Below are 25528 nucleotides of genomic sequence, written 5' to 3' on the forward strand. Positions count from 1 at the left end.
GTTTCGATGATCCCTATTGTAATTGAAGAGTCAGGTCGAGGAGAAAGAGCCTTTGATATTTATTCCCGGCTTTTAAGAGAGAGAATTATATTTCTAGGTGAACCTGTAACTAATGATTCTGCTAATAGGATTGTTGCTCAGCTTTTGTTTTTAGAAGCCGAGGACCCTGAAAAGGATATTTTCTTATACATAAACTCTCCTGGGGGTTCAGTTTATGATGGTTTAGGTATCTTCGATACAATTGAGCACGTAAAGCCCGACGTTCATACCGTATGTGTTGGACTTGCAGCAAGCATGGGTGCTTTTCTTCTTTGTGCAGGAGCAAAGGGCAAGAGAAGTAGTCTTAAGCATTCAAGAATAATGATTCACCAACCTCTTGGAGGAGCAAGAGGCCAGGCAAGTGATATAAGAATCCAAGCAGATGAGATCCTTTTTCTTAAAGATCGACTAAATAATGAGTTGGCTGAGAGAACAGGCCAGCCAATTGAAAGGATTTCTCAAGATACTGATAGAGATTTTTATATGTCACCTGATGAAGCACTTGAATATGGAATTATAGATAACATCTTCAATAAAAGGCCAGTTAATATTGTTTAACTTCTTATAACTATATGACTATATTCTCAACATTTTTCTTGTCTGGTATCTCACAATAATTTGATAATATTTCCCTAAATTCATCTCCATCTATAGTTTCTTTCTCAACCAATACCTCTACTAATCCATCCATTGCTGCTTTGTTATTATTTACTATATCTAGTGTCTCTCTATAACACTTTTTAACTATCTCTCTAACTTGATCATCAATTTGCTTGGCAATAGCATCTGAATTATCACTTCTTGTCATTAGGTCTCTGCCAATAAAAACTTCTTGAGAGCTATTCTCCAATGATATTGGTCCTAAGTCGCTCATCCCAAACTTGGTTACCATTTGCCTGGCCATTGAAGCAACTTGTTGAATATCCCCACCTGCACCAGTTGTAACTTCTGCATTTCCGAAAATCACATCTTCTGCAGCTCTTCCTCCTAAAGCACCCATGATTCTAGCTTTTAGTTGTGCTTTACTTACTAACATTTGGTCATCATCTGGAGAGAACCAAGTCAGTCCTTTTGCTTGACCTCTTGGTATAAGAGTTACCTTCTGCACGGGGTCATGATCTTTCACAAGAGTACCAATAAGCGCATGGCCAACTTCGTGATAAGCAATCAGTCGTTTGCTTCTTCCATCGGTGAGAGGCTGCCCTTCCATTCCAGCAATTATTCTATCTACGGCATCATCTATTTCCGTAATACCTATAAAATCTTTTCTTCTTCTTGCAGTTAATATTGCCGCTTCATTTAGTAGGTTCGCTAGATCTGCCCCTGTAAAACCTGGTGTCCTTCGAGCTATATTTTCAAGTGAAAGTACCTTGTCTAATTTCTTGTTCCTAGAATGTACCTTTAAGATAGAAAGTCTTCCTTTAATATCTGGAGCATCAACAGATACTTGCCTGTCAAATCTCCCTGGTCTCATAAGTGCTGAATCTAGTACGTCTGGTCTATTTGTTGCTGCAATAATAATGATTCCACTGTTACCTTCAAATCCATCCATTTCTGTAAGTAATTGATTAAGAGTTTGCTCCCTTTCGTCATTTCCACCTCCGATTCCAGCTCCTCTTTGTCTCCCTACAGCATCAATTTCATCAATAAATATTAGGCAAGGACTATTCTCTTTTGCACGTTTAAACAAGTCTCTTACCCGACTTGCTCCTACTCCTACAAACATCTCAACAAATTCTGAGCCTGAAAGAGAAAAGAAAGGTACACCTGCTTCTCCTGCTATTGCCTTTGCTAGAAGAGTTTTACCTGTTCCAGGAGGGCCCACTAAAAGAACACCTTTAGGAATTTGAGCACCTACAGAAGTAAAACGTTCAGGTTGTTTCAAGAAGGTCACCACCTCTTCTAAATCTTGCTTGGCTTCATTAACGCCGGCCACATCGTCAAACTTGACTCCAGTTTCAGCTTCCATAGCAAATCTTGCCTTTGTTTTGCCGAATTGCATTGCCTGCCCTGGTCCACCAGGCATAGAATTGGATCTTCTAGCAAGAAAGACTAGACCTACTATTAATAATATTGGGAAGATAAGATTACCTATTATTCCTAGAGCAGGTGGGGCCGTTCTTGGCGGATGAACATCAAAGCTTATACCTTCGCTTTTTAATTTATTTATAAGTTCAGGTGCTAGCCCTGGTAGATCAACCCTTATTCTTTGAACTCTGTTGTCTAGTTCTGGATCTATTGCTTCAACTACAGCATTACGACCACCCTCATAAATATCAACGGATGTCACTCTTCCTGCATTGATGTAATCAATAAAACGCCCGTAACTCATTTTTGAAACAGCTGAGTTTCTAGTAGCAAGTGAGCTACTGCTTTGATTTAGAGCAGTTGTGTCTCCATTACCTAGTATTTGCCAGCTTATAAGAACAACCATCCCAATAGGCAGCAACCATAGAAGTATTAGCTTTACTCTCTGATTCATGAAAAAATAAAATCTTATGTCATTCTAAGAGTTTATAAGACCTTTACGTTGAGTGGGGATTTGCTCCCCACAAAAAATCCTTTAATTAGCTTTGGCTTTGAGAGTAATTTCTTATAGGCTTCTTAGAGCTACAATTGGGTCAAGCCTCGCAGCTCTTCTAGCTGGTAATACACCAAAAACTAATCCAATAGATCCTGATAAGGAGACAGTTAGCATAATTACCTTCGCACCTATTTGAGCTGGTAATGGAGTGATTAAAGCTACAGCGCCTACAGAACTAACGCCTACCAAAGTTCCAATTAGCCCACCTAATATAGAGAGAATAAGAGACTCTATTAAAAATTGAATTAATATATCTGAGCTTCTTGCACCTAGGGCCTTCCTTAAACCTATTTCCTCTGTTCGTTCACTTACAGAAACTAGCATTATGTTCATAATACCAATCCCACCTACTATTAATGATATTCCTCCTATAGCCGCCAGCATTAATGTAAGCCCACCAGTAATATTTGATACAATATTTAGTGCATCTTTTTGAGATCTAACAGCAAAGTCATCATCCTTAGTTATCTTATGTCTTTGACGAAGTAGATTGGTTATTTGAAACTTTGCTTTGTTAATTGACTGTTCATTAAGAGCTTCAATACTTATAAAGCTTAAACTGATTCCATAAGTAGGGTCCTTCCCGGAGATTCTATTAACCATTGTGTTTAATGGTATATACACATTCTTATCTTGGTTATTTCCGAATACGGCACCTTTAGGTTCCATAATACCGATAATTTCAAATGATTGGTCCTTTATTCTTAATTTTTTTCCTATAGCCTGATTTCTCATAAAAAGGTCTTTATTAAGATCGGAACCTATTACAGCTACATTTCTTGCTGACTTTAAATCTTCTTTAGTAATGAATCTCCCATTAGCGATATCAAAACTTCGGACTTGAAGGAAATTAGGAGTTATACCTAGAATTGAAGAGCTAAAGCTTTTTGATTTATATTGAACCACTTCACTTGATGAAATTTGTGGAGCGACTCTTTTAACAGAAGGTACCTGTTCTTTTATAGCTTCTGCATCTTTTAAGACAAGATTCTTTGGGAATGCAACACCTCTACGTCTAGTGTCATTATTCCCTGGAACTATAAAAAGTACATTGGCTCCTAGATTACTTAACTGGTTAGAAGCAAGATTTTGAGCGCCTTTGCCAACTCCTACTAAAGTAATTACAGAAGCATTCCCAATTACAATTCCAAGCATTGTTAATAGGCTTCTTAACTTATTCGATTTAAGTGTCCGAATGGACATTATCAATGTTTCTTTAACTGATACTTTGCTAGCCATTTATATTTTTAAATCTTTTTAATCGTTAAGAATTTCACCTCTACAAATAGTCCCTTCCTTTAGGACTAGTGTGACCATATCACCATCTCTTAGGATATCTGTAGCACCTTTTACATTATATATTGTTGGCACAGTATTATTATTTTCTATATTTAAGGTTCCTTCTAATATAATTCCTGCTGCATATTTCAAAGCTTGAGAATAATTATTAATATTTTTATCTAAAACTAATATTTCACCTTTCTTCAATTCGGATAAATCTTTTTGTTCCTTTGCAATTCTCACTTTCCCACAAACAGAATTATTGCCTTCAGAATTTCCACGGGCAACTATGTCATTAACTATGCCAACCTTTATTAGGTCAGTTGATCCACTTACTCCAGTTATTGTGCCAGCTGTTTGGACCACAAGAGCACCTGGCTTAAGTAAGCCCATACCCTGGGCCATCTCCATGGCTAAGTTAAATGTTTTAGTTGTAGTTTCTTGTTCTTTAATAACTATTGGAGTAACTCCCCAAACTAATTGGAGCCTTCTTGCAACATCAGTTTCATTAGTTACAGCAACTATAGGGGTTGGAGGCCTGAATTTGCTTACATTATGAGCAGTTGAACCACTTTTAGTTAATGGCAATATTGCAGAGGCATTTAATTGTCTTGATATAGAGCTAACAGCAGCACTAATTGCATTTGGAATGGTGCTTGGTAGATGGCTTTCTAGCGCTCTTTGCGGGTAATCTTTCTCAATTCGTTTGGCAATAGTCGCCATGGTTTTCACAGCTTCTATTGGATAGTCTCCTACAGCAGTTTCGTTCGAAAGCATTACAGCATCAGTGCCATCAAGAATGGCATTTGCAACATCACTAACTTCTGCCCTGGTTGGTCTTGGGCTAGAAGCCATAGAGTCAAGCATTTGCGTTGCCGTAATTATTGGAATTCCCAAACTATTGGATTTTTTAATGAGCTCTTTTTGTAGTAATGGGACTTCTTCAGCAGGCACCTCTACACCCAAATCGCCCCTAGCAACCATTACACCGTCACATAAGCGAAGAATGGCATCTATTTGATCAATAGCTTCAAACTTCTCTATTTTTGCAACTACTGGTGTGGTATATCCATGACTTCTAATAAGCTCTTTAATCTCTTTTATATCATCAGGGTTCCTAACAAAACTAAGTGCTACCCAGTCAATACTCTGAGAAAGTCCAAAGGAAAGATCGATCTTATCCTTTGGAGTCAAAGCATTTATTGATAACTGAACATCAGGGAAATTTACACCTTTATTATTAGATAACATTCCACCTACAACGACTTTGCAATGTAGCTTTTCCTCAAGTTTATCTACCCTTTCCACGACCATCTCCACTCTGCCATCATCTAAAAGTATTCGTTTATTTATTGACACCTCACTGACTAACTTTTCATATGTGACATTAGCTATTTCGTTATTACAACCTACGTCCTTTGAGGTAAGTACGAACTTGTCACCACTATTTAGTCTTATAGGACCATCTTTAAATCTACCCAGACGTATTTTGGGTCCTTGAAGATCTTGAAGAATACCAATCTTAACCCCAAGCTTCGCCTCGACTAGTCTGATCGTTTCTATTCGCTTGGCATGCTCGCTATGGTCTCCGTGCGAAAAATTAAGCCTGAAGGTTGTTGCGCCAGCTTCAACAAGCTCTGTAATACGTTCTTTACTTTCAGTTGCTGGTCCAATCGTCGCAACAATCTTGGTCCTTCTTTTAAAATGTATGTTTGTCATTAGATGGACCCTGGATACTCAGAAAAATAACATTTTGAGCACACTTCGAATGGCTCTTGTTCCTTTCTAAATACTTATCATGGACCTAAATCAGTATCAACACAAATCTAGAGAAACAGCTCTGTACCCCAATAGGGGGCAAAATCCAATTTACCCTACCTTAGGCCTTGTCGGAGAAGCAGGTGAAGTCGCAGACAAGGTAAAGAAGGTATTGCGAGACAATAATGGGGCATTTAACTCTGAGGTTAAAGAGTTAATTAAGTATGAATTAGGAGATGTGCTTTGGTATTTGGCACAATTATCTACCGAACTTGGATTTGATCTTGAAGATGTTGCAGAAGCAAATCTTGCTAAATTATCTAGCAGAGCATCCAGAGGGAAATTAAAAGGAAGTGGAGATTCAAGATAGTCACTAAATATTTAATTATGCTAAAACTTAAGAGTAATAATTTAGAATACTACTATTTAGGAAAGCAAAACGCAGGTTATTTATTAAGCTTGTGGAGAAATTAATTACTAGAAATGCAAGTATTGGAGATATATCTAGACCCCCTAGTGGAGGTATGATACCTCTAAATAGATTAAGATAGGGGTCTGTAATTGCGCTTATGTTACTTAGGATAGGGTTAGACCAATCAAGATTAGGAAACCAAGTTAGTAATACTCTTATAATTAAAATATAGGAATAAATCAAAAGTGTTTGGCTTAAAACACCAAAAATATTGGAAATAACTGTTGATGCCATTAATTTTAAAGGATTTCTCTTATCTTAAGCGACATCTTGGTCGTTTGTCGGTTTGATATCAGGAAGTACAGAGAATGTTCTGTGGAATTTCTCTGAAAGTGTAAGCCAGTAAGATCTCCCCTCTCTTTGTCGCTTTCTTTCAACAAAATCTTTTTCTACAAGGTCTTTTATATGTTCATAGGCGCTAGAGCCTCTTAGGTCTACAAGCTCAGATTGAAGAATTCGTTTTTTTAATGCAATTGTTCCAAGTGTCCTTAAGGTAGCTCCAGTCATATCTACGGGCAAGAGATTTTTTACTAGTTCTCCTAGACCTGTTTTAAGTTGAAGGCTATATTTTCCTTTCTTTTCATTGATTTCCAAAGCAGTGTCTCGTTGAGAATACCCAGCCATTAATTCAAATAAGGCTTGTTCAGTAATATCTTCAGTCTCATTTACTAACTCTGCCATCTCAGAAAGCGATAGTGGTTTGCCTTTTAGGTAAAGCACTGCTTCTAGCTTTGCTGGTAAGGATATACCTTTAACTAGATCTCTTTCTAGTGGTGAGATTTCGCTTTTGATGGCCAAAAAAGCAATTGATTACTTAGAAAATAACTTGATTAGCCATTCTGTGCACCTAAGAAAAGCTGATAAGCCGGATTTTTGGTTTCTTCCCAGCTTTTGTACCCTATTTCTTTGAGGAATCTCTCCCAAGCTTCAAGATCCTTTTCTTCTACAAGTACTCCGATAACTATTCTCCCAATATCAGCACCATGATTGCGATAGTGGAAAATACTGATATTCCAATTAGGTCTCATAGTGTTTACAAAACGCATTAAGGCTCCAGGCCTTTCAGGGAATTCGAACCTATAAAGAAGTTCCTTATAGTTTTTATTCGAGAGGGCATTGGCTGATATTGGTAATCTTCCGCCGACCATATGCCGTAAATGAACTTTTGAGAGCTCGTCATCACTTAGGTCAAGACATTTAAAACTCTTCGAATTAATACTTTTTATAAGGTCACCTTTGTCTTTATTGCCTTCTACTTCTAAACCCATAAAGATCTGGGCTGAATTTCCTTCAGACATTCGATAACTAAATTCTGTAAGACTTCTGTTGCCTAGTATTTTGCATAAATTCTTAAGGCTCCCTGCATTCTCTGGTATCTCTACTGCAAACATAGCCTCTCTTTTCTCTCCTAACTCAGCCCTTTCAGCAACAAACCTTAGTCTGTCAAAATTCATATTTGCACCACATGCAATTGCGACTAAATTTTTATTAACTAAGTTTCTGTTAGAAACGTCAGACTTTAGACCCGCTATAGACAAAGCACCTGCTGGTTCCAGTATTGACCGTGTGTCTTCAAATACATCTTTAATTGCTGCACATATTTCGTCGGTATTAACAGTAATCATTCTGTCGACATATCTCTTGGCTAATTCAAAAGTTTTCTCACCTACTTTTTTAACCGCTACTCCATCAGCAAATAGGCCGACATCTTTCAATTCAATTCTTTTGCCTGCCTTTAATGAATCTGTCATTGCAGACGCATCAGTTGGTTCTACCCCAATTATCTCTGTGCTTGGCCATAGACTTTTTACGAATGAGGCTACGCCTGCAATTAGTCCACCCCCACCAACTGCTATATAAATTGCATCAGGCGGATTTTCTATTTGCGAGAGTATTTCTTGACCAATAGTTCCTTGGCCAGCAATAACTTCAGGATCATCAAATGGATGTATAAACACTAACCCATTTTTTTCACTTATTCTCTGAGCTTCTTTGTAAGCCTCATCATATGTTTCACCATAAAGAATTACCTCTGCTTTTAATCTTCGAACAGAGGTGATTTTCATTGCTGGTGTTGTTATAGGCATTACTATTACGGCCCTACATTTTAGATAGGACGCACTTAGAGCAACTCCCTGCGCATGATTACCAGCACTCGATGCAACAACACCAATTTTTAATTCCTCGTCTGTTAAAGATGCCATTCTGTTATATGCCCCCCTCAACTTGAAGGAAAACACTGGTTGTAGATCCTCTCTTTTCAACCAAACCTTATTTTTCAACCGATTACTTAAATTCTTAGCCTTCTCTAAAGGTGTCTTTGTTGCGATGTCATAGACACGAGCTCTAAGGATTTTTTGCAAATAGTCCTCCATATCTGCATTATGGCAACTTGGGCGTCTGTTTGTTTCTGATATTGAATTTTCGATTAAGTAAGATTTTGAACGAAAGTAAGGATGACCTTCTAGATTGTATTAAATAATTTTCAAGTTTATGCGTCTGAGTGAGCTTAGTCATCCTAATCAATTGCATGGCTTGACAATTGCTCAGCTTGAAGATATTGCTTGTCAGATTCGTGAAAGACATCTTCAGGTTGTATCAACCAGTGGAGGCCACTTAGGGCCTGGTCTTGGTGTGGTTGAGTTGACTATTGCTTTATATCAAACCCTAGATCTCGATGTAGATAAAGTTGTATGGGATGTAGGACACCAGGCTTATCCTCACAAGTTAATTACCGGTCGTTATGAGAATTTCAACACTCTTAGACAAAAAGGAGGTGTTGCTGGCTATTTAAAGCGTTCAGAAAGCACTTTCGATCATTTTGGCGCTGGACATGCAAGTACATCTATTTCAGCAGCCTTAGGAATGGCATTTGCCAGAGATCGTCTTGGTCTAAATCACAAATGTGTAGCTGTGATTGGAGATGGAGCTCTGACTGGAGGTATGGCTTTAGAAGCGATTAATCATGCAGGACACCTTCCTAACACTCCCTTTTTAGTTGTTCTAAATGATAATGATATGTCTATATCCCCTCCTGTTGGCGCACTTTCTACATATTTGAATCGTATGAGACATAGTGCCCCAGTTCAGTTCATATCAGATAGCGTCCAAGAGAGTGTAAAAAACCTTCCATTTATCGGAGGAGAAATTCCACCTGAAATTAAATCTCTAACGGGCAGTGTTAAGAGGTTAGCTGTACCAAAAGTAGGTGCTGTTTTTGAGGAACTTGGCTTTACTTATATGGGACCTATTGATGGTCATGATATTTCAAGAATGATCCGTACTTTCCAAGCTGCACATCGTGTCGGAGGGCCTGTCTTAGTCCATGTAGCTACAACCAAAGGGAAAGGTTATCCCTATGCAGAAGCTGATCAAGTTGGATATCATGCACAATCTGCTTTTGATTTAACAACTGGTAAATCAATTCCATCAAAGTCTCCTAAACCCCCAAGTTATAGCAAGGTATTTGGCCAAACTTTAGTAAAGATCTGCGAGCAAAATAATAAAGTTATAGGAATTACTGCAGCTATGGCTACTGGAACAGGCCTTGACTTATTACAGAAGGCTATTCCAAATCAATATGTTGATGTTGGCATCGCAGAGCAACATGCTGTAACTCTTGCGGCTGGAATGGCATGTGATGGACTTCGACCAGTTGTTGCCATCTATAGCACCTTTCTACAAAGAGCTTATGATCAGTTGATTCATGATGTTGGAATTCAAAAACTACCCGTTACTTTTGTTCTTGACCGGGCAGGAATCGTTGGAGCAGATGGTCCCACCCACCAAGGTCAATATGACATTAGCTATTTAAGGTCTGTCCCTAATTTCACTGTTATGGCTCCCAAGGACGAGGCTGAGCTTCAAAGGATGTTGGTTACATGCTTAGAAAATGACGGACCATGTGCCTTACGTATTCCGCGCGGATCTGGTGAAGGGGTTACGTTAATGGAAGAAGGATGGGAACCATTAAAGATTGGAAGAGGGGAAATTCTTGAAGATGGAGATGATCTATTGATTTTGGCTTATGGATCAATGGTTACACCTGCCGTCCAAACTGCTGAACTGTTAAAGCAAGCTGGGATCTCTTCCACAGTTGTAAATGCTCGGTTCCTAAGACCCCTAGATCAGGCTTTAATTCATCCATTAGCAAGAAGAATTGGCAAGGTTGTCACTATCGAAGAAGGGGCTCTAGGAGGTGGTTTTGGTTCAGCTGTTGTTGAGTCTTTTTCAGATCAAGATTTACTAGTACCAACTTTTAGGCTTGGTATTCCAGACAAGCTTGTTGATCACGCAAGCCCCCAACAAAGTAAGGAATCATTGGGTTTAACACCATCTCAAATGAGTAAGTCGATTATGAAGAGATATGGATGGGACACTTCCGATAGCCTATTTCTAAGCAATTCCAACACAAGCTCTGCTTAATAGAAATTCCGTTAATTGACTGTATTAGTAGCCGGCGGAGGCCCAGCTGGAGCTTATTTAGCAGGATTACTTGCTATACACGGTGTTGAAGTGAAACTTGTAGAGCGTTTAGATAACCCGAACAAAAATGCTTTTTCAAGTGCTGCACTCCCCATTGATGCAATATATGAGAAATGGATACCTATGGAATCTATATCGTCTTATTGGAGTGCTTGGAAGATAGTTTCCCCTGAAGGTAAATGTTTTAAATGGGAGAATGATCAACCTCTTGGAGTTGTTTTAGATTTTGGAGCTCTTAGGCAACATCTTTGGTATAGAGCGAAAAATCTTGGTGTTGAATTACTTCTAGGTTGGAAGGTTGAAAATGTTGTGTCTCTGCATGATTATGCAGATGTAAGTCTTGTTTCTAAAAGTGGAAATAGGCGAAATGTAAAGGCCAATATAGTTATTGATGCAACTGGCTACAGGCGTTCAATATTACGAACTACCCCTAAAATTAGAGATGAAATATTAGTTGGTAACGGTATTGAATGGTTAATTCAATCAGACAAACTTTTAGACTCGCCTTGGGGGAATAGTCTCAGTTTCTTTTTAGGATCTAATTGGGTACCAAATGGATATGGCTGGGTATTCCCTATGTCTAGAAATAGACTAAAAGTAGGGATTTGTAGATTACCACCATTCAACAATCTCAAGTCCAATATCAAATACTTGCAATCACTTATAAGGGAGAATAATCTTGAGAATCTCCCCATAATTGATAAACATGGAGGTATTATTCGTAGTACTATCAATCGTTCTGAATCTCATTACCAAGGTAGAATTATTGGTGTTGGAGATACCATCAGTACTTCAAATCTCCTCGGGGGAGAAGGTATTAGACATGCTTTAACTAGTGCAGAAGTCTTATGTACTTTTTTAGCAGATATGATAAATAGAAATAAATATAATAAGTTATCTGATTTCTCTATTTTTAAAAACTATCAACGTGAATTATCTAAAAGACTATCTATGCATTGGAGTATTTCTAATAGAATCGGTAAACGTACTTGGAGGGGATTATCAAGCAACGATGCTGATGCACGTATAACTAAGTTGATTAAATTACTTTCTGAAAAAGCAACAGCAAAAGATATCAACTCAATACTATTTGAGTATAAGTTTAAAAAATTTGGTGTTAAGTTATTGCCTTACTTAATCGGATTTAGGTAGATGAAACTTCGCTAAAAGATCACAAAATACCTCTAGCAGCTAAACCTAGGATCGAACCTATCCCTAGGACATGTCCTAAGCAGTTTGCAGCTACTACAGAAGCGTGGCTTAAACCGCCAAAATATTTTGAATTTGGTATCTCAAAACCTTCATTAGGCTTTGCGATGTTTGCTCTTGCTATCGCGTAAGCGAGAACATTGCATAGGATCATAACTACAGCACACTTTGGAGACCAGTGAAAGGTTGCTGGATCTGCTGTAGCCAATAAGGTCGTGATCATTACTCTGTTAATGCACCTTAATCATTCTCCTTTATAAAGCACATTTGACCACAAAGATTTGCTTCCTCTTAAGAGTTTTTTACCTCTTTTCTACAAGCAAGTTGAAGAAACCTAGTACTACCAAGCCATCGCTGATAGCAAGGAATAACTCAGCACCTCCATGTAACGGATCAACATTTGATAAATCTTGCCCATAAATGGTTTGGGCTAACACTGAACAGACAATTGACATGAAGACAAATAAGAGAGTGAGCCTAAAGCCCCATAAAGATGTTTTTGGTATTAGCGAGCTTTTTTGAGCCCAATAAAGAAAAGCTATATAAGGCAAAAGAGATAAAATAAAGAAAGGGCTAGGGTCAATTGCTCCTATGGTTTCTATTAATGATTGAGAATTAAGTAGGTTCATGCCTTTCTCTGATCAAATCTCAATAGGTTCCAAGCAGCAGCTGCAAGAGAAATATTTCCAAGTGTTGTAAGAATCGCTTGTATAACAACTAAACCCATTAACTTTTCTGAATTGTCGTATATGTGCCAGGTTATTGCTGCCATAGCGCTAGCAAGATTGGGCAGCATTGCAATTGCAAGCCAGTTGTAAGCTTTGTTTGAAGTTCTTTTGCCAAGTAATGAGATAAGAAAGATTGCTAATGTCCACTCAATCAATGTGGCAAGATGAATTGTCCAAGTACCTAGTGATAATGCATGCATTAATTAGACCTGTAACTCAGTCAGTTTTTTTAAAACATCCGTAGGATGTTTTAATGGGTTTACATTCATCCAACTGTATCTAATAACTCCTTCTGGATCTATTAGAAAAGTATTTCGTTTGCTATAGGGTTTATTCCAGGAACTGTATTTCTCGCTAACTATCCCTTGTAGATCTGTTAGAAGAGTAAAGCTTAAACTCTCTTTTGAACAGAAGCTTTCATGGCTTTCCTGTATGTCATTACTTATACCTACTATCATTGCATTTAGTTTTTCAAATTCAGGGCTTAGCTTTTCAAAGGACCTTGCTTCTATTGTACATCCAGAAGTAAAATCTTTTGGATAAAAATATAATACAGTCCATACACCTTTGAAATCAGAAAGCTTCCATAAATCTTTATCTGGATTATTCTTAGAATATCCATCTAGCTCAAAGTATGGTGCCTTATCACCTATATTTATATTATTTGAATTTATTGCATACGTAGGAGAGGCAATAAGGAAAACTACTAATATAGTCGCTAGATTCTTGCTTAATATTCTTATTAGGTTAAGCATTATGTATCTATTTATTGTTTTTATTAAGTGCTGAAAATGTTAAATTGATGCTTATACTTTACTAAGGTCTATACCCATTGCCTTTGCGTATGAGTTGAGTCCTTTCTTTTGAATTGTCTTCAGAGTTCGTGTTGTGACTCTTACCTTTATCCATTTCTTGCCCTCTTCCCACCAAAGCTTTCTTTGTTGCAGATTTGCTTGCTGTAATTTTTTGGTCCGTATATGAGAATGACTCACTGCCATTCCGTTGTTGGCTCTAGTACCAGAAAGATCGCATACTCTAGACATTTAATTTATACCCGAGACTGGTATTTGGATTTCAAAAATATAATAACAAAGAATGAGTGCCTTAAAGGACTTTGCTAATTAACTTTCCCATTAGCTCGGCATTTCTTTTTTGGAACTCAGCTATGGCTTTAGGTTCAAGCCCTCCAACGCTTAATCGAGCCATGTCGTATAAATGTACTGCAATTTCTTTAGTAAGCGAATCGTTAGTTGACTGCTGACCTGGCCCTAAGAGAATTGAAGCTGCCTTAAGCTCTGCAAGTCCTTTGACTAAAGGGTGACTTCTGTTGACCAAGAGTACATGGTGGTCAGGAAGGCCTGGTAGCTTCTGTTCCATTAAGGCACCAATATCGTTAATTCTTCTCATTTGTTCTGGCAATAGGATCATTGCAGGAACAGAGTTATCTCCTTTGAGAGCATGAACTTGAATAGTTACTTTCTCATCATTAATACAATCTTTCATAAGATCCCTAATATTATCTGACTTGCTTTCTCCGTCACTTTCAATAATTTCTGGTGAGTCGTCTCTTAGGTTTTCATCTAGTTCAGAATCGACTCTTTGAAAGTTTATATCTTCGTTTCTAGCTTCGAGCCATGGAATGAATTGAGTATCAATAAGTGTTTCTGTCATTAATACTTCTGCTCCTTGTCCTTTCCATAGATCTAATGTATTTGCCTGACCTATTTCATCAGTACAGTAAAGGATTCTTTTTTTAGTCTGATCTTCTAGCCTATTTAAATAACTTTTTATAGTTGTATAGCTTTTATCTTCATAAGTAATATCATCTTTATTGTCAGCTGAAGAATTATTAGTAGTTCTGAAGATAATAATATCTTCTACTTGGTTGGCAAATTTATCATCTTCCATTGCTCCTATTTTTATAAAAGGGGAAACTGACTCCCATATTTCTCCATAAAATGAAGGCTTTTCATCCTTTAATGTCTTAAGCTTATCTGAAATTTTCTTTGCAACAAAGTTGCCTATAGATCTAACTTTCCTATCAGTCTGTAGTGCACTCCTGCTAACATTTAATGGTATATCTGTTGAATCAATAACCCCTCTTAAAGGAAGTAAGTATCTAGGTACTACCTCTTTTACTGAATCACTTACGTAGACTTGGTTGCAATATAATTTAATTTCACCATTCTCCCAATCTGCTCTTCCACCTATCTTAGGAAAGAATAAAATGCCTTGAAGGCTGTAAGGATAATCTGTATTTAAGTGTATCCAAAACAATGGTTCACCCTGGAAAGGGTATAGATATTTATATAGCTCTATATAATCTTCTTCTGTTAATTCCTGAGTACTTTTCCTCCAAGGAGGGTTCATTTGATTTATTACTTCATCTTCTAAACAAACCTCAACTGGCATAAAGTCACAATATTTTTTTATTAGTGTTTTGATTCTCGTAGGCTCGATATATTCTAGCTCTTCTTCCATTAAATGAAGGACAACATCAGTACCTACCTCTGGCTTCTCTGTCTTTTCGAGGCTAAAGTTTGGAGACCCATCACAACTCCACTTGACAGCTTTGGAATCTTCTTTTGCAGATTTTGTAAGTAGTTCAACATTCTTTGCAACCATAAAACTTGAATAGAAACCTAAGCCAAAATGTCCAATGATGCCGTCTTGTTCCTGTTTATATTTCTCTAGAAATTCTTCAGCACTTGAAAAGGCAACTTGATTAATATACTTTTTCACTTCATCAGAAGTCATTCCTATTCCATTGTCTGAAATAGTTAGTGTTTTATTTTCTCTATTGATCTTTATATTTATCTTTGCATTTTCTTCTCCAATACAGTCACCTGCTATAGCGGCCATCCGTCGTTTATTTATTGCATCTACACTGTTGCTTACAAGCTCTCTTAAAAATATCTCGTGATCTGAATAAACTGCTTTTTTTATTATTGGAAAAATATTCTCGGTATGTATCTGAATTTGTCCTTCTTCGATAACAGTCATAGATAATCCCTTGGTTAGTCAACCTTAGGATCATCTATACTCTTTTCCAAAGGATTTAAGGGAGTATTGACCGTACCTACTAGTTTAGTTTATTTGCAAATCAGGTCTTTCTTCTGCAATTACAGCACCTTTTACTGGGCAAACTTCTAAGCAAACTCCGCAGTCAATACAAGTATTGAAGTCTATGTAGTAATAGTTCGTGCCTTTCATATTTCCCCCTTGCCCTGGCTTAATACATTCAACCGGACAGGCCTGGAAACAAGATGCTACTCCCTCACATATATCACTAACAATTGTATGTGGCATTCTTTTAACTATTAATCCATTTGAGTTTGGTACATTTTCTTTGGTTCACAAGCTTCATTGCGTGATCTTCATTTATGCATGAGTTTAGTTCAATTATGGCAACATATCCTTTTTCGTGGAGCTTAGCTTGGCATTCTATGGCATCCTTAATAGTTTTATTTGGTCCATAAGCTACAAGAATTCTTTCAGGGTTAGTATCGAATGTTTCTAATCTAGTATTTAATTCTCTTATTTTGTCTATTGAATAACTAAACCCAGCGGCTATTTCATCTTCTGGATTTTCGTTAAACATCTTTACTAACTCGTCATATCTTCCTCCTCTTGCAATAACTACGGGTGTCTCTCTCGTATTGCATACAAGTTCAAATACAATACCAGTATACAGTTCGTAATGTGGTTTAAACGTAGGATCTAATTGTAATTGAATATTGTACTTATTACTTATTGGTTCTATGATATTAAAAATTTTAGTTAATGAATCTAAGATCTTATTATTGCCATACAAAGATTCTAGAGTTTTTATTACATTCCTAGGACTTCCCCTAAGTTCTTGTAGTAGTTTCAACGTATTCCTTTCATCAAAGTCGAGTTCTAGTTTCTCTATTTCAATTAAGTCGAAATTCGACAATATATCTGTAACCTTTTCTTTGCTGCTCTTGGAGAATTTAGAAATTATAAGCTCCATTAATGAAATATGATTTATTAGAAGTATTGGCATTGAAGACTCATCTATATTTAGCTTTTTTAGTGATTCTATTAGTAGATATAGTAATTCAACCTCTATTTCCATCCCCTCAATACCAAAAAGTTCTACTCCACTTTGCAGGCTTTCATCTATAACTATTTTCCCATCACTTTCTTCTCTGCTTTTAAAGATTGTTCCTGACGCCCAAAGTCTCAATGGTCTTGGTTCAGCAACATACCTTGTCGAAGCTGCTCGTGCTATTGATGCAGTCATTTCTGGTCTTAATCCAACTGGCTCATCAATTACCAACTTCAAAATTTCTTTGCTATCTATACCTCCACCCGCCATTAATGTCTTTAAACCTTCTACCTGTGGAGGCGCTACCTCTTGGTATCCCCACTTTTTATATATTTCAGATAGTTTTGTTGCTAGTAAGTTGTTTTCTTCAACTTGCCTAGGGTTTAATTCTTTAGATCCCAATGTGCTTTGTTTTGCCATTAATTACTCCCTTAAGAAGAACCCTCAATATTTGTTTTGAGGTTATTTTCTGAATATGTGTTCACATCAAATGGATTAACTTTAATTAGTTCCTCTACAAGCTCTTTATATATTGATTGATTACATGCAATTATTCGACCGTTATTAAGATCAAAATCTTCAGCTTTATAGTCAGACACCCTACCGCCAGCTAATTCTACTATTGGTACTCCAGCAGCTAAGTCCCATTTCGATAGGCCTCTTTCCCAGTAACCATCGACTCTGCCATTAGATACAAAGGCCATATCAACTGCTGCAGCACCTGCTCTCCTAACACCTCTAGTCTTATGCGTTAGCCAGCAAAACTCTGCATAATTGTTGTTAATTTCACTATGCCTATCGTATGCAAAACCAGTTACTAATAAAGAATCTATCAATGACTTGGTTGATGACACTGTATTTTTTTGATTATTGCAGAATGAGCCTATAGATGGACAGCCCCAATAAAGCTCTTTAAAAAAGGGGACTGAGATACTCCCTAATAGAGGTCTGTCATTCCAAGTTAAACCTACTGATGTAGCAAAGAAGGGATATCCATGGGCAAAATTTGTTGTTCCATCTAAAGGATCAATACACCATTTTAAATTTGTATTCTTACCGGATGCTCCACTTTCTTCAGCATATATTCCAATATTTGGGGTTTCTTTTCTTAAGAGCTTAATTATTAACTGCTCCGACTCAATATCTGCATTCGTTACAAGATCACCCTTTCTACCCTTATTCTTTATTGAATTAATGTCCCCGTAGTATTTCATCAATAATTCTCCCCCTTGTTGGGCGGCATTCTTTCCAATCTCTAGTAGCGAATAGAGGTCTGAATTGTCTAAGCAAGAATCTTCAGCTGCTTTTTCGCAAATTAATGGAGTCATTGATTTATTAGTGGCATTTTGTAATTGCTGATTATTTTATTGTTCTTGGTTTTGATTAGATAACATTCTAGCCTCCTGCTAGATTCAGTATTCTCTTTGGAGAACATCTTGGAGAGGTGGCCGAGTGGTCGAAGGCGCAGCACTGGAAATGCTGTATAGGGGCAACTCTATCGAGGGTTCGAATCCCTCCCTCTCCGTTATAGTTTTTTTAAGTTCCCGAAAAGTAGTTATTTCTAGCTTAACTACTATCTTGTCCTATTAACTTATCCAAATTTTCCTGAGATATAGTCTTGTGTTAGTTTTTGGGAAGGTGAACTAAATATTGTCTCAGTTTCATTAAATTCAACTAGGTAACCTACTTTCCCTCCTGAGACTCCTTCTAATACCTCTGCATTATAAAAGGCTGTCATGTCACTTACCCTAAGGGCTTGTTGCATGTTATGTGTAACTATAATTATCGTATAACTTTTTTTAAGTTCATGCATAGTCTCTTCAATCTTAAGAGTTGAAATTGGATCTAATGCAGAACAAGGTTCATCCATAAGTATAACTTCAGGCTCAATTGCTATTGTTCTTGCAATACATAGTCTTTGTTGTTGACCACCTGATAAGGAATAGCCACTTTCATTTAACTTGTCTTTGCACTCATCCCATACAGCAGCCTTTCGCAATGATTGTTCAACAAGCTCATCCATATCTCCCGTATAACCATTTATCCTTGCGCCAAACGCAATATTTTCAAAGATACTTTTAGGGAAAGGATTTGGTTGCTGAAAGACCATGCCAATTTTCCGCCTTACTTCTACAGGATCTATTGTTGGATGATATAGGTCTGTACCCTCAAACAAAATTCGACCTTTTAACGAACAACTTGGAATTAGATCATTCATACGATTAATTGCTCTAAGTACTGTTGATTTGCCGCAGCCCGATGGGCCAATGAGAGCGGTAACCTTGCCTCTTGGAATATCACAATAAATATTTCTGACGGCATCAAAATCCCCATAGCTTATTGTTACATTCTGGAGTGATATAGAAGCATCACCTTTTATTAGTTTATCTTGGGGTATTTTCATCTTATTTTTTTTGAGCTTAAAGAATTGTTAGTTATACTTTAGTACTATTTTACTTATTTGATGCTATTTTACTTATCAATCTTGAAAATAGGTTCATTCCAAGTAACAGTATTACCAAGACAAAGGAGGCAGCCCAGGCCAATTCATTTTGAGCTTCATATGGTTCGAGTGCGAAGTTATAAATAAGAACAGATAGTGAGGACATTTCATAAAATATATCACTTATAGATGTTATATGATAATAAGAAAATAATGCTGTAAATATTAGCGGTGCTGTTTCTCCAGCGGCTCTAGCGAGGCCTAGCACAATACCAGTAGCAATTGACCTAAAAGCACTTGGCAAGGTTATAAAAAGAATTGTTGTAAACATAGAGGCACCAAGGCCTAAGGCACCTCTTCTAAGATCATCTGGTACTAACTTAAGACCTTCGTCAGTAGTCTTAATTACTGTTGGCAACATTATAATAGATAATGCAATTCCTCCGGCTAAACCACTAAATGTACTCCCTAAAAAAATCTTTGTAACTACTATAATTGAATAAACAAATACCCCAGCTATTATAGAAGGTATTCCTGAAAGTACATTTGTTCCAAATCTAATAAATCTTGCAAAAGAACCACCTTTTGAATATTCAGCTAAATATATTCCTCCTCCTATTCCTATAGGAACAGCAATTACTGAAGCTATTCCACTAATTATAAATGTTCCAACAATTGCATTGCCAATTCCTCCAGCAGATCCAAGGTCATCACCAGGTGGTTGAGGCTCTAGAACTAATAAGTCCCAACTTATTAAGGATCCACCCTTAAATATGATATACATTAAAACAAGAATTAGTGGAAGTACAGCAATAAATGAGAATATTCCAGCTATAATTGTGAAAGCCCTACTGGTTATATTCCTTGTCAGATTGGATTTGTAAGTTAAATCAGTTTTTTTCATATCTTATAGGATTTTGATATTTACTAGTATTTAAGACTCAGTCTTCTTACTATCCACTGAGCAAATATGTTCACAGCTAATGTAAGTATCATTAATATAAATGCTGCATACATTAAAGACGATACTTGGCTGCCATCTGCTTCTCCAAATTGATTGGCTAGCATAGATGAAATTGTATAGCCAGGGGACATTATTGACCAACTAAAGTTATTGGAATTCCCTATTATCATTGTCACAGCCATTGTCTCACCCATTGCTCTACCTAGAGCAAGAAGTATTCCACCAGTAATTCCTGAAATTGCTGCAGGTAAAATTACATTGAAGATAGCGCTCCATCGTGTCGCTCCTACTCCATAAGCAGCTTGTCTTAATTTTATAGGGACTTGATTTAGTGAATCTCTTGATATAGCAGTAATTATAGGCAATATCATTATTACTAATATCAATATTGCCGGTGCCATTCCTGGGCCCATTGGTTCAGAACTAAAGAAAGGGATCCAACCAAATGTTTTGTAAGTTAAAATTAATAATGGTCTTATGAAAGGCTCCATTACTAAAACAGCCCACAATCCCAATACAACAGAAGGGATAGCTGCAAGTAGTTCGACCATTAGCCCTATTAAATCTCGAATTTTTTCTGGAAGAATATTTTCAGTAATAAATATCGCAGTTCCTACCCCCAATGGGACTGCTATGACTAAAGATGCTATTGAAGTTACTAAGGTTCCATAAATTGCTGTAAATGCTCCATATTCATCGGTTACAGGATTCCAATTTGAAGTAATTAAGAATCTCAGACCATACCGTCCCATCGATTCGGTTGATTCAACAAAAACGACTATAAAAATTGCAAAAAGCACTATGGCTACCATTGCTGACATGGCAATGGTTAGATTTTTAAAACCTAGGTCAATGAATTTCTCTGACTTAGGACGATTCCTTAGAACATAATTGTTGTTTTTCTCAGAAGTCACTTTCTCTTGAGAAGGTATTCTTAGGAACACCTTAGAAATTTATGGTATTTGTTGCTTTTTTGCACTAACAGTGTCTGTAAGAGAATTAATTTCTATGGGTATCACTATAAAATTTATTTGGTTCTATTGAGAATCACCGTTACGGTAGGGGTTCAATAATTACTGCTATGGGCAGAATCGTTGGAATTGACCTTGGAACAACAAACTCTGTGATTGGAGTTTTGGAGGCTGGTCGACCATGCGTAATTGCAAATGCAGAGGGTACTAGGACCACTCCCTCAGTAGTTGGCTATACAAAAGAAAGTGAACTATTAGTTGGTCAACAGGCTCGCAGGCAATTAGTTCTTAACCCAAAGAATACTTTCTCAAATTTAAAAAGATTTGTTGGAAGAGAATGGAATGAATTAGACGACAATAGTCTTTCTGTTCCATATACAGTTAAAGCAAATGATCAAGGCAATGTAAGGGCTGTTTGCCCTATCACAGAGAGAGAATATGCCCCTGAAGAGTTAGTAGGAAGCATTATTAGGAAGTTGATTGATGATGCCGAAACTTATTTAGGGGAAACAATTGAATCAGCTGTAATTACAGTCCCTGCTTATTTTAATGATGCGCAGAGGCAGGCTACTCGTGACTCTGCATTGCTGGCGGGAATACAGGTTGAACGAATTTTAAATGAACCTACAGCGGCCGCATTAGCATATGGCTTTGATAAAAGCTCATCCTCACGGGTACTTGTTTTTGATTTAGGTGGAGGAACTTTTGACGTATCTCTACTTAAGATTTCTAATGGTGTTTTTGATGTTAAGGCCACATCAGGTGATACACAGCTTGGGGGTAATGATTTTGATAAAAAGATTGTGGACTGGCTCTCCGAGGAATTCCATAAACAACATGGCATTGATCTAAGAAGAGATCGTCAAGCTCTTCAAAGGCTTTCTGAAGCGGCTGAGAAGGCCAAGCAAGAGCTCTCCGGTGTTAATTCCACTCCAATCTCATTGCCGTTCATAGCTACTGGAACTGAAGGCCCTCTTCATATAGAAACTAAATTAGATAGAAAGACTTTCGAAAAACTCTGTAGCGACCTTTTAAGAAGGCTTTTGGACCCAGTTGAGTCTGTTCTTAAGGACTCCGAATGGACTACTGAAGACATAGAAGAAGTCGTTTTAGTTGGTGGCAGCACTAGAATGCCTATGGTTCAGGAACTTGTTAAATCATTTGTTCCTATTACTCCATGTCAATCAGTCAATCCAGATGAGGTTGTTGCAATAGGAGCCGCAGTTCAAGCTGGAATATTAACTGGTGAACTTAGAGACTTACTACTAAATGATGTCACACCACTTTCTTTAGGCCTGGAAACAGTTGGAGGGCTAATGAAGGTATTAATTCCTCGCAATACTCCAATACCAGTTAGGCAATCAGATGTTTTCAGCACATCTGAATCTAATCAATCTTCAGTTGAAGTTCATGTTTGGCAGGGCGAGCGACAATTAGCAGTTGACAATAAGTCGCTTGGTAGATTTCGTTTGAATGGTATCCCACCTGCACCAAGAGGGGTCCCACAGGTTCAAGTGGCCTTTGATATTGATTCAAATGGCTTATTAGAGGTTAGTGCAACAGATAGAACTACTGGTAGGAAACAATCAGTAAGTATTACTGGAGGTTCAAATCTCAATCAAAATGAGGTAAACAAACTAATAACTGAAGCCAAGGAAAAAGCCAGTGAAGATAGACGAAAGCGCGCATCTATAGATCAGAAGAATAATGCTTTGACCCTTGTCGCTCAAGCAGAGAGACGTCTTAGAGACGCATCCTTGGAGCTCGGTCCTTATGGAGCTGAACGTCAACAAAGAGCTGTTGAATTGTCGATGAGGGATGTACAAGATCTTTTAGATGCTAATGAGCTCTCAGAATTAGATTTGGCAGTTTCAGCTCTACAAGAAGCTCTTTTCGGCTTAAATAGAAGGATTTCAGCCGAAAAAAATTCTGAATCTAATCCCATTCAAGGAATACGGAATACGTTTGGATCACTTAAAGATGAACTCTTCTCAGATGAATATTGGGACGATGATCCTTGGGACTATCCATCCTCTAAACGTGATTCTAATCCAGAATCTCGTCGTAGAAATTTAAATGATTGGGATAATGACATCTACTACTAAGCCAAACTATTGGTCTATTCTAGGCATTTCGCCTGGTAGTGACTTACCCCAAATAAAGAGGGCTTTCAGAAGAGAAGCAAGAAGATGGCACCCTGATTTAAATTTAAATGATGTTAATGCAGAAGAAAGATTTAAGTTGGTAAATGAAGCTTACGCTGTTCTTTCTGATCCCCAAAAAAGATCCTCTTGGGAGAAAAATAAAAATACCTTTAATACTTCTGACGAATTATTTTTTAATGGCTTTCCTTCCTATGAAGAATATATAAGGATTGTTTTAGGAATAAGCAATGATGAAGAAGATAGTACATTTATGACTAGAGAAGATGAAGAAAATTCACCTATAGAATTAGAAAATGACTTCGATGATAAATCATATAAAGATACTGAATCCTTGAATCATCAAAGTACATCTACTCCCGCTAAGTCCATCAATAACCCTCCTCCAGTTAAAAAAACCCATGAACTAGAAACTCTTGTTGACTTAACACCTGAAGAGGCTTTGTGTGGATGCACTATTCAAATAGAGCTGGTTGATGGAACTTTAGTAGAAGTTGACACACCTCCCTTTGCCGGAGATGGTTGGCGATTAAGGCTTTCAGGAGTTGCTTATGGAGGGGAAGATCACTTTTTACAATTACGTGTACAAACTGAAGAAGGTTTAAGAATAGATGGTTTAAGGGTTCTCTATCGACTTGAGCTGTTCCCTCAGGATGCATTATTTGGATGTGCTATTGAGATTCCTACACTTGATGGGCCAGTTACTCTACAAGTTCCTCCTAACTCATCTTCAGGCAGGCTTTTAAGACTGAGAGGTCGAGGACTAGAATATAACGAATTTTCTGGAGATCAAATTGTAGAGATTGTTGTCGTTATCCCAGCCGATTTATCTGAAGCTGAATTAGCCTTATACAGAAGACTACAAGAACTCTCTGACGAAGTATTTAATGGCTAGATCTATCTATAATAAAAATATATTTAGCAACTTAATTCTCAGGTATGCAAGTTTATATATTAATTTACTCTCTAGGTGATGATGAGGAAGGAATCCATTCTCTAGAGATAAAGGGCGATACTATTGTACTTATGTTTGAAGACAGAGATGATGCTGAAAGATATTGTGGCTTACTAGAAGCACAAGATTTTCCAAAACCTCTTATTGAACTTATAAATAGAGATGAAGTTGTCTCATTTTGTTCAGACTCTGGTTATGAAGCGAAGTTTGTAGAAAAGGGTTTTTTACCTAAAACAGATGAAGAAAGACTTTTACTTTCTCCTCCAGAAAGGAATTTAGATGTAAGCACATGGCAAGAGAAATCTAATAGTAAAATAGATCAATCAAAAACTCTGAATACGGATAATGACTTAGACTCCTTTAGGAAGAGATTAGAAGATCTTCTTTAATCAAACTTTTTCACTATTACTAGAATAATGGATAATAAAACTAGAGGCTATTTATTAACCGAACAAATAAATTCTAATTCTAAAAATCTAGACATACTTAGTACATACGAGATGGTTCAACTCTTTGTTGAAGAGGACCTATTGCCGCAACTTGCAGTTTCTAATTCTTTAAATGATTTAGTTGATGCTATTGACAAAATATACATAAGATTAAGAAAAGGAGGCAGGCTTTTTTATCTTGGGGCTGGATCATCCGGGCGTTTAGGTGTTCTAGATGCATCCGAATGTCCTCCAACTTTCTGCACTCCACCGGAGCTTGTTCAGGGAATAATCGCTGGTGGGAGTCCTTCATTAACGAAAAGCTCGGAGGGTTTAGAAGATAGGACTGATTTGTCAATTATTGACCTTAAAAACCGAGGTTTTGATAGTAATGATTGCTTGGTTGGTATAACTGCTGGTGGGACTACTCCTTATGTTATCTCTGGTTTGGAATATGCTAAGACTCTTAATGCATTAACTATTTGCATTTCTTCGGTTCCAAAAGACCAAGTAAATATAAATACTGATATTGACATTAGACTTCTTACAGGACCTGAGTTGCTCTCAGGATCAACCAGATTAAAGGCTGGCACAGCAACAAAAATGGCTTTAAATATAATTTCTACAGGCGTAATGGTTCGCCTTGGTAAAGTATATGGTAACAGAATGATTGACTTATCTATAGCTAACTCCAAACTATTAGATAGATCAATTAGAATACTTACTGATCTAACAAATCTTTCACGTGAAGAGGCTAATGAATTATTAAATCTTTCAGAAGGCTCTGTTAAGTTGGCCCTATTAATAGCTCTTTCAGGCTTGGATTTGAATTCATCAAAGAAACTTTTGAAAGAAAATCATGATAATCTTCGTATAGCCTTAGAGAAAATTAAATTGTAAAGCTTTCTGCAGATTCTAATTTAATTACCTTTCGAACTTGTTAGGTAGACATATCAGGTATCTTCGCTAGCTTATTT

At 37.2% G+C, this 25528-nt stretch carries 26 protein-coding genes and 1 tRNA gene; 9 read left to right on the top strand and 18 right to left on the bottom strand.

The window, feature by feature from the left end:
- The first annotated feature begins 6 nt into the window (after positions 1-6).
- A complete protein-coding gene (gene clpP / locus P9211_RS04105; protein ID WP_012195397.1) occupies positions 7-597 on the top strand; it encodes an ATP-dependent Clp endopeptidase proteolytic subunit ClpP in 591 nt (196 codons plus the stop codon).
- Between the two features lie 10 nt (positions 598-607).
- On the opposite strand, the gene ftsH is transcribed toward clpP, so the two are convergent.
- The 3 genes from ftsH to pyk all read right to left on the bottom strand — a co-directional run bounded on the left by ftsH (position 608) and on the right by pyk (position 5623).
- Entirely contained in the window at positions 608-2521 is a 1914-nt protein-coding gene (ftsH, locus tag P9211_RS04110; RefSeq protein ID WP_012195398.1) for an ATP-dependent zinc metalloprotease FtsH, read from the bottom strand.
- Between the two features lie 111 nt (positions 2522-2632).
- Positions 2633-3862 (bottom strand): ABC transporter permease, encoded by a 1230-nt coding sequence (locus P9211_RS04115; RefSeq protein ID WP_012195399.1) that lies wholly within the window; start codon positions 3860-3862, stop codon positions 2633-2635.
- 18 nt (positions 3863-3880) lie between these two features.
- Positions 3881-5623: a pyruvate kinase gene (pyk, locus tag P9211_RS04120; RefSeq protein WP_012195400.1), complete on the bottom strand. Its 1743-nt coding sequence runs from the start codon at positions 5621-5623 to the stop codon at positions 3881-3883.
- A gap of 79 nt (positions 5624-5702) precedes the next feature.
- Between pyk and P9211_RS04125 the strand changes: the two genes are divergently transcribed.
- On the top strand, positions 5703-6032 hold the full coding sequence (locus tag P9211_RS04125) for a nucleoside triphosphate pyrophosphohydrolase family protein (RefSeq protein ID WP_012195401.1): 330 nt from the start codon (positions 5703-5705) through the stop codon (positions 6030-6032).
- Between the two features lie 27 nt (positions 6033-6059).
- Here the strand turns inward: P9211_RS04125 and P9211_RS04130 are convergent, their stop codons facing one another.
- From P9211_RS04130 to ilvA, 3 genes are read right to left on the bottom strand one after another with little or no spacing between them, the layout of a single operon-like run.
- On the bottom strand, positions 6060-6368 hold the full coding sequence (locus P9211_RS04130) for a YggT family protein (protein ID WP_012195402.1): 309 nt from the start codon (positions 6366-6368) through the stop codon (positions 6060-6062).
- 24 nt (positions 6369-6392) lie between these two features.
- Positions 6393-6932, bottom strand: a complete 540-nt coding sequence (gene scpB, locus P9211_RS04135; RefSeq protein ID WP_012195403.1) for an SMC-Scp complex subunit ScpB — start codon at positions 6930-6932, stop codon at positions 6393-6395.
- A 32-nt stretch (positions 6933-6964) separates the two neighbouring features.
- The gene (gene ilvA, locus P9211_RS04140) at positions 6965-8509 is read right to left on the bottom strand and encodes a threonine ammonia-lyase, biosynthetic (protein WP_012195404.1); all 1545 of its coding nucleotides are present in this window, start codon (positions 8507-8509) and stop codon (positions 6965-6967) included.
- 118 nt (positions 8510-8627) lie between these two features.
- Between ilvA and dxs the strand changes: the two genes are divergently transcribed.
- Entirely contained in the window at positions 8628-10559 is a 1932-nt protein-coding gene (gene dxs, locus P9211_RS04145; protein ID WP_012195405.1) for a 1-deoxy-D-xylulose-5-phosphate synthase, read from the top strand.
- A 15-nt stretch (positions 10560-10574) separates the two neighbouring features.
- Complete coding sequence (locus P9211_RS04150; RefSeq protein WP_012195406.1) at positions 10575-11771, top strand: NAD(P)/FAD-dependent oxidoreductase; 1197 nt, start codon at positions 10575-10577, stop codon at positions 11769-11771.
- 19 nt (positions 11772-11790) lie between these two features.
- Here the strand turns inward: P9211_RS04150 and psaK are convergent, their stop codons facing one another.
- The 9 genes from psaK to P9211_RS04195 all read right to left on the bottom strand — a co-directional run bounded on the left by psaK (position 11791) and on the right by P9211_RS04195 (position 17956).
- Complete coding sequence (gene psaK, locus P9211_RS04155) at positions 11791-12051, bottom strand: photosystem I reaction center subunit PsaK (protein ID WP_012195407.1); 261 nt, start codon at positions 12049-12051, stop codon at positions 11791-11793.
- A 79-nt stretch (positions 12052-12130) separates the two neighbouring features.
- Positions 12131-12457 (bottom strand): DUF3593 domain-containing protein, encoded by a 327-nt coding sequence (locus tag P9211_RS04160; RefSeq protein WP_012195408.1) that lies wholly within the window; start codon positions 12455-12457, stop codon positions 12131-12133.
- A complete protein-coding gene (locus tag P9211_RS04165; RefSeq protein WP_012195409.1) occupies positions 12454-12756 on the bottom strand; it encodes a DUF2499 domain-containing protein in 303 nt (100 codons plus the stop codon). Before P9211_RS04165 ends, P9211_RS04160 begins: the two co-directional genes overlap by 4 nt.
- 3 nt (positions 12757-12759) lie before the next feature.
- The gene (locus P9211_RS04170; protein ID WP_012195410.1) at positions 12760-13311 is read right to left on the bottom strand and encodes a peroxiredoxin; all 552 of its coding nucleotides are present in this window, start codon (positions 13309-13311) and stop codon (positions 12760-12762) included.
- A 51-nt stretch (positions 13312-13362) separates the two neighbouring features.
- The gene (gene rpmB / locus P9211_RS04175; RefSeq protein ID WP_012195411.1) at positions 13363-13599 is read right to left on the bottom strand and encodes a 50S ribosomal protein L28; all 237 of its coding nucleotides are present in this window, start codon (positions 13597-13599) and stop codon (positions 13363-13365) included.
- A gap of 61 nt (positions 13600-13660) precedes the next feature.
- Positions 13661-15559, bottom strand: coding sequence for a molecular chaperone HtpG (gene htpG / locus P9211_RS04180; protein ID WP_012195412.1), 1899 nt, complete (start codon positions 15557-15559; stop codon positions 13661-13663).
- Between the two features lie 84 nt (positions 15560-15643).
- Positions 15644-15865 (bottom strand): indolepyruvate ferredoxin oxidoreductase subunit alpha, encoded by a 222-nt coding sequence (locus P9211_RS04185; protein WP_012195413.1) that lies wholly within the window; start codon positions 15863-15865, stop codon positions 15644-15646.
- Positions 15866-15869: 4 nt separating this feature from the next.
- Positions 15870-17048 (bottom strand): ATP phosphoribosyltransferase regulatory subunit, encoded by a 1179-nt coding sequence (locus P9211_RS04190; RefSeq protein ID WP_012195414.1) that lies wholly within the window; start codon positions 17046-17048, stop codon positions 15870-15872.
- An 11-nt stretch (positions 17049-17059) separates the two neighbouring features.
- Positions 17060-17956: an inositol monophosphatase family protein gene (locus tag P9211_RS04195; protein ID WP_012195415.1), complete on the bottom strand. Its 897-nt coding sequence runs from the start codon at positions 17954-17956 to the stop codon at positions 17060-17062.
- A gap of 110 nt (positions 17957-18066) precedes the next feature.
- On the opposite strand from P9211_RS04195, the gene P9211_RS04200 reads away from it, so the two are divergent.
- Positions 18067-18153: transfer RNA gene (locus tag P9211_RS04200), tRNA-Ser, on the top strand.
- 66 nt (positions 18154-18219) lie between these two features.
- Here the strand turns inward: P9211_RS04200 and pstB are convergent.
- Genes pstB through pstC form a run of 3 tightly spaced genes read right to left on the bottom strand, consistent with a single transcriptional unit; the run spans position 18220 to position 20949 of the window.
- Positions 18220-19032 (bottom strand): phosphate ABC transporter ATP-binding protein PstB, encoded by an 813-nt coding sequence (pstB, locus tag P9211_RS04205; protein WP_012195416.1) that lies wholly within the window; start codon positions 19030-19032, stop codon positions 18220-18222.
- A 49-nt stretch (positions 19033-19081) separates the two neighbouring features.
- Positions 19082-19975: a phosphate ABC transporter permease PstA gene (pstA, locus tag P9211_RS04210; protein WP_012195417.1), complete on the bottom strand. Its 894-nt coding sequence runs from the start codon at positions 19973-19975 to the stop codon at positions 19082-19084.
- A 23-nt stretch (positions 19976-19998) separates the two neighbouring features.
- The gene (gene pstC / locus P9211_RS04215; protein WP_041391505.1) at positions 19999-20949 is read right to left on the bottom strand and encodes a phosphate ABC transporter permease subunit PstC; all 951 of its coding nucleotides are present in this window, start codon (positions 20947-20949) and stop codon (positions 19999-20001) included.
- A gap of 167 nt (positions 20950-21116) precedes the next feature.
- Here pstC and dnaK point away from each other — a divergent pair, with 167 nt between their 5' ends.
- The 4 genes from dnaK to murQ are packed head-to-tail and all read left to right on the top strand — an operon-like array spanning position 21117 to position 25451.
- On the top strand, positions 21117-23111 hold the full coding sequence (gene dnaK / locus P9211_RS04220; RefSeq protein WP_012195419.1) for a molecular chaperone DnaK: 1995 nt from the start codon (positions 21117-21119) through the stop codon (positions 23109-23111).
- A complete protein-coding gene (locus P9211_RS04225; protein WP_041391507.1) occupies positions 23095-24063 on the top strand; it encodes a DnaJ domain-containing protein in 969 nt (322 codons plus the stop codon). The genes dnaK and P9211_RS04225 overlap by 17 nt, the downstream gene beginning before the upstream one ends.
- A 44-nt stretch (positions 24064-24107) precedes the next feature.
- Positions 24108-24512: a DUF3110 domain-containing protein gene (locus P9211_RS04230; RefSeq protein WP_012195421.1), complete on the top strand. Its 405-nt coding sequence runs from the start codon at positions 24108-24110 to the stop codon at positions 24510-24512.
- A 27-nt stretch (positions 24513-24539) separates the two neighbouring features.
- Positions 24540-25451: an N-acetylmuramic acid 6-phosphate etherase gene (gene murQ, locus P9211_RS04235; protein ID WP_012195422.1), complete on the top strand. Its 912-nt coding sequence runs from the start codon at positions 24540-24542 to the stop codon at positions 25449-25451.
- Positions 25452-25528 lie beyond the last annotated feature (77 nt).

Origin of the sequence: Prochlorococcus marinus str. MIT 9211 (assembly GCF_000018585.1) — a bacterium.
Taxonomy (GTDB): domain Bacteria; phylum Cyanobacteriota; class Cyanobacteriia; order PCC-6307; family Cyanobiaceae; genus Prochlorococcus_D; species Prochlorococcus_D marinus_B.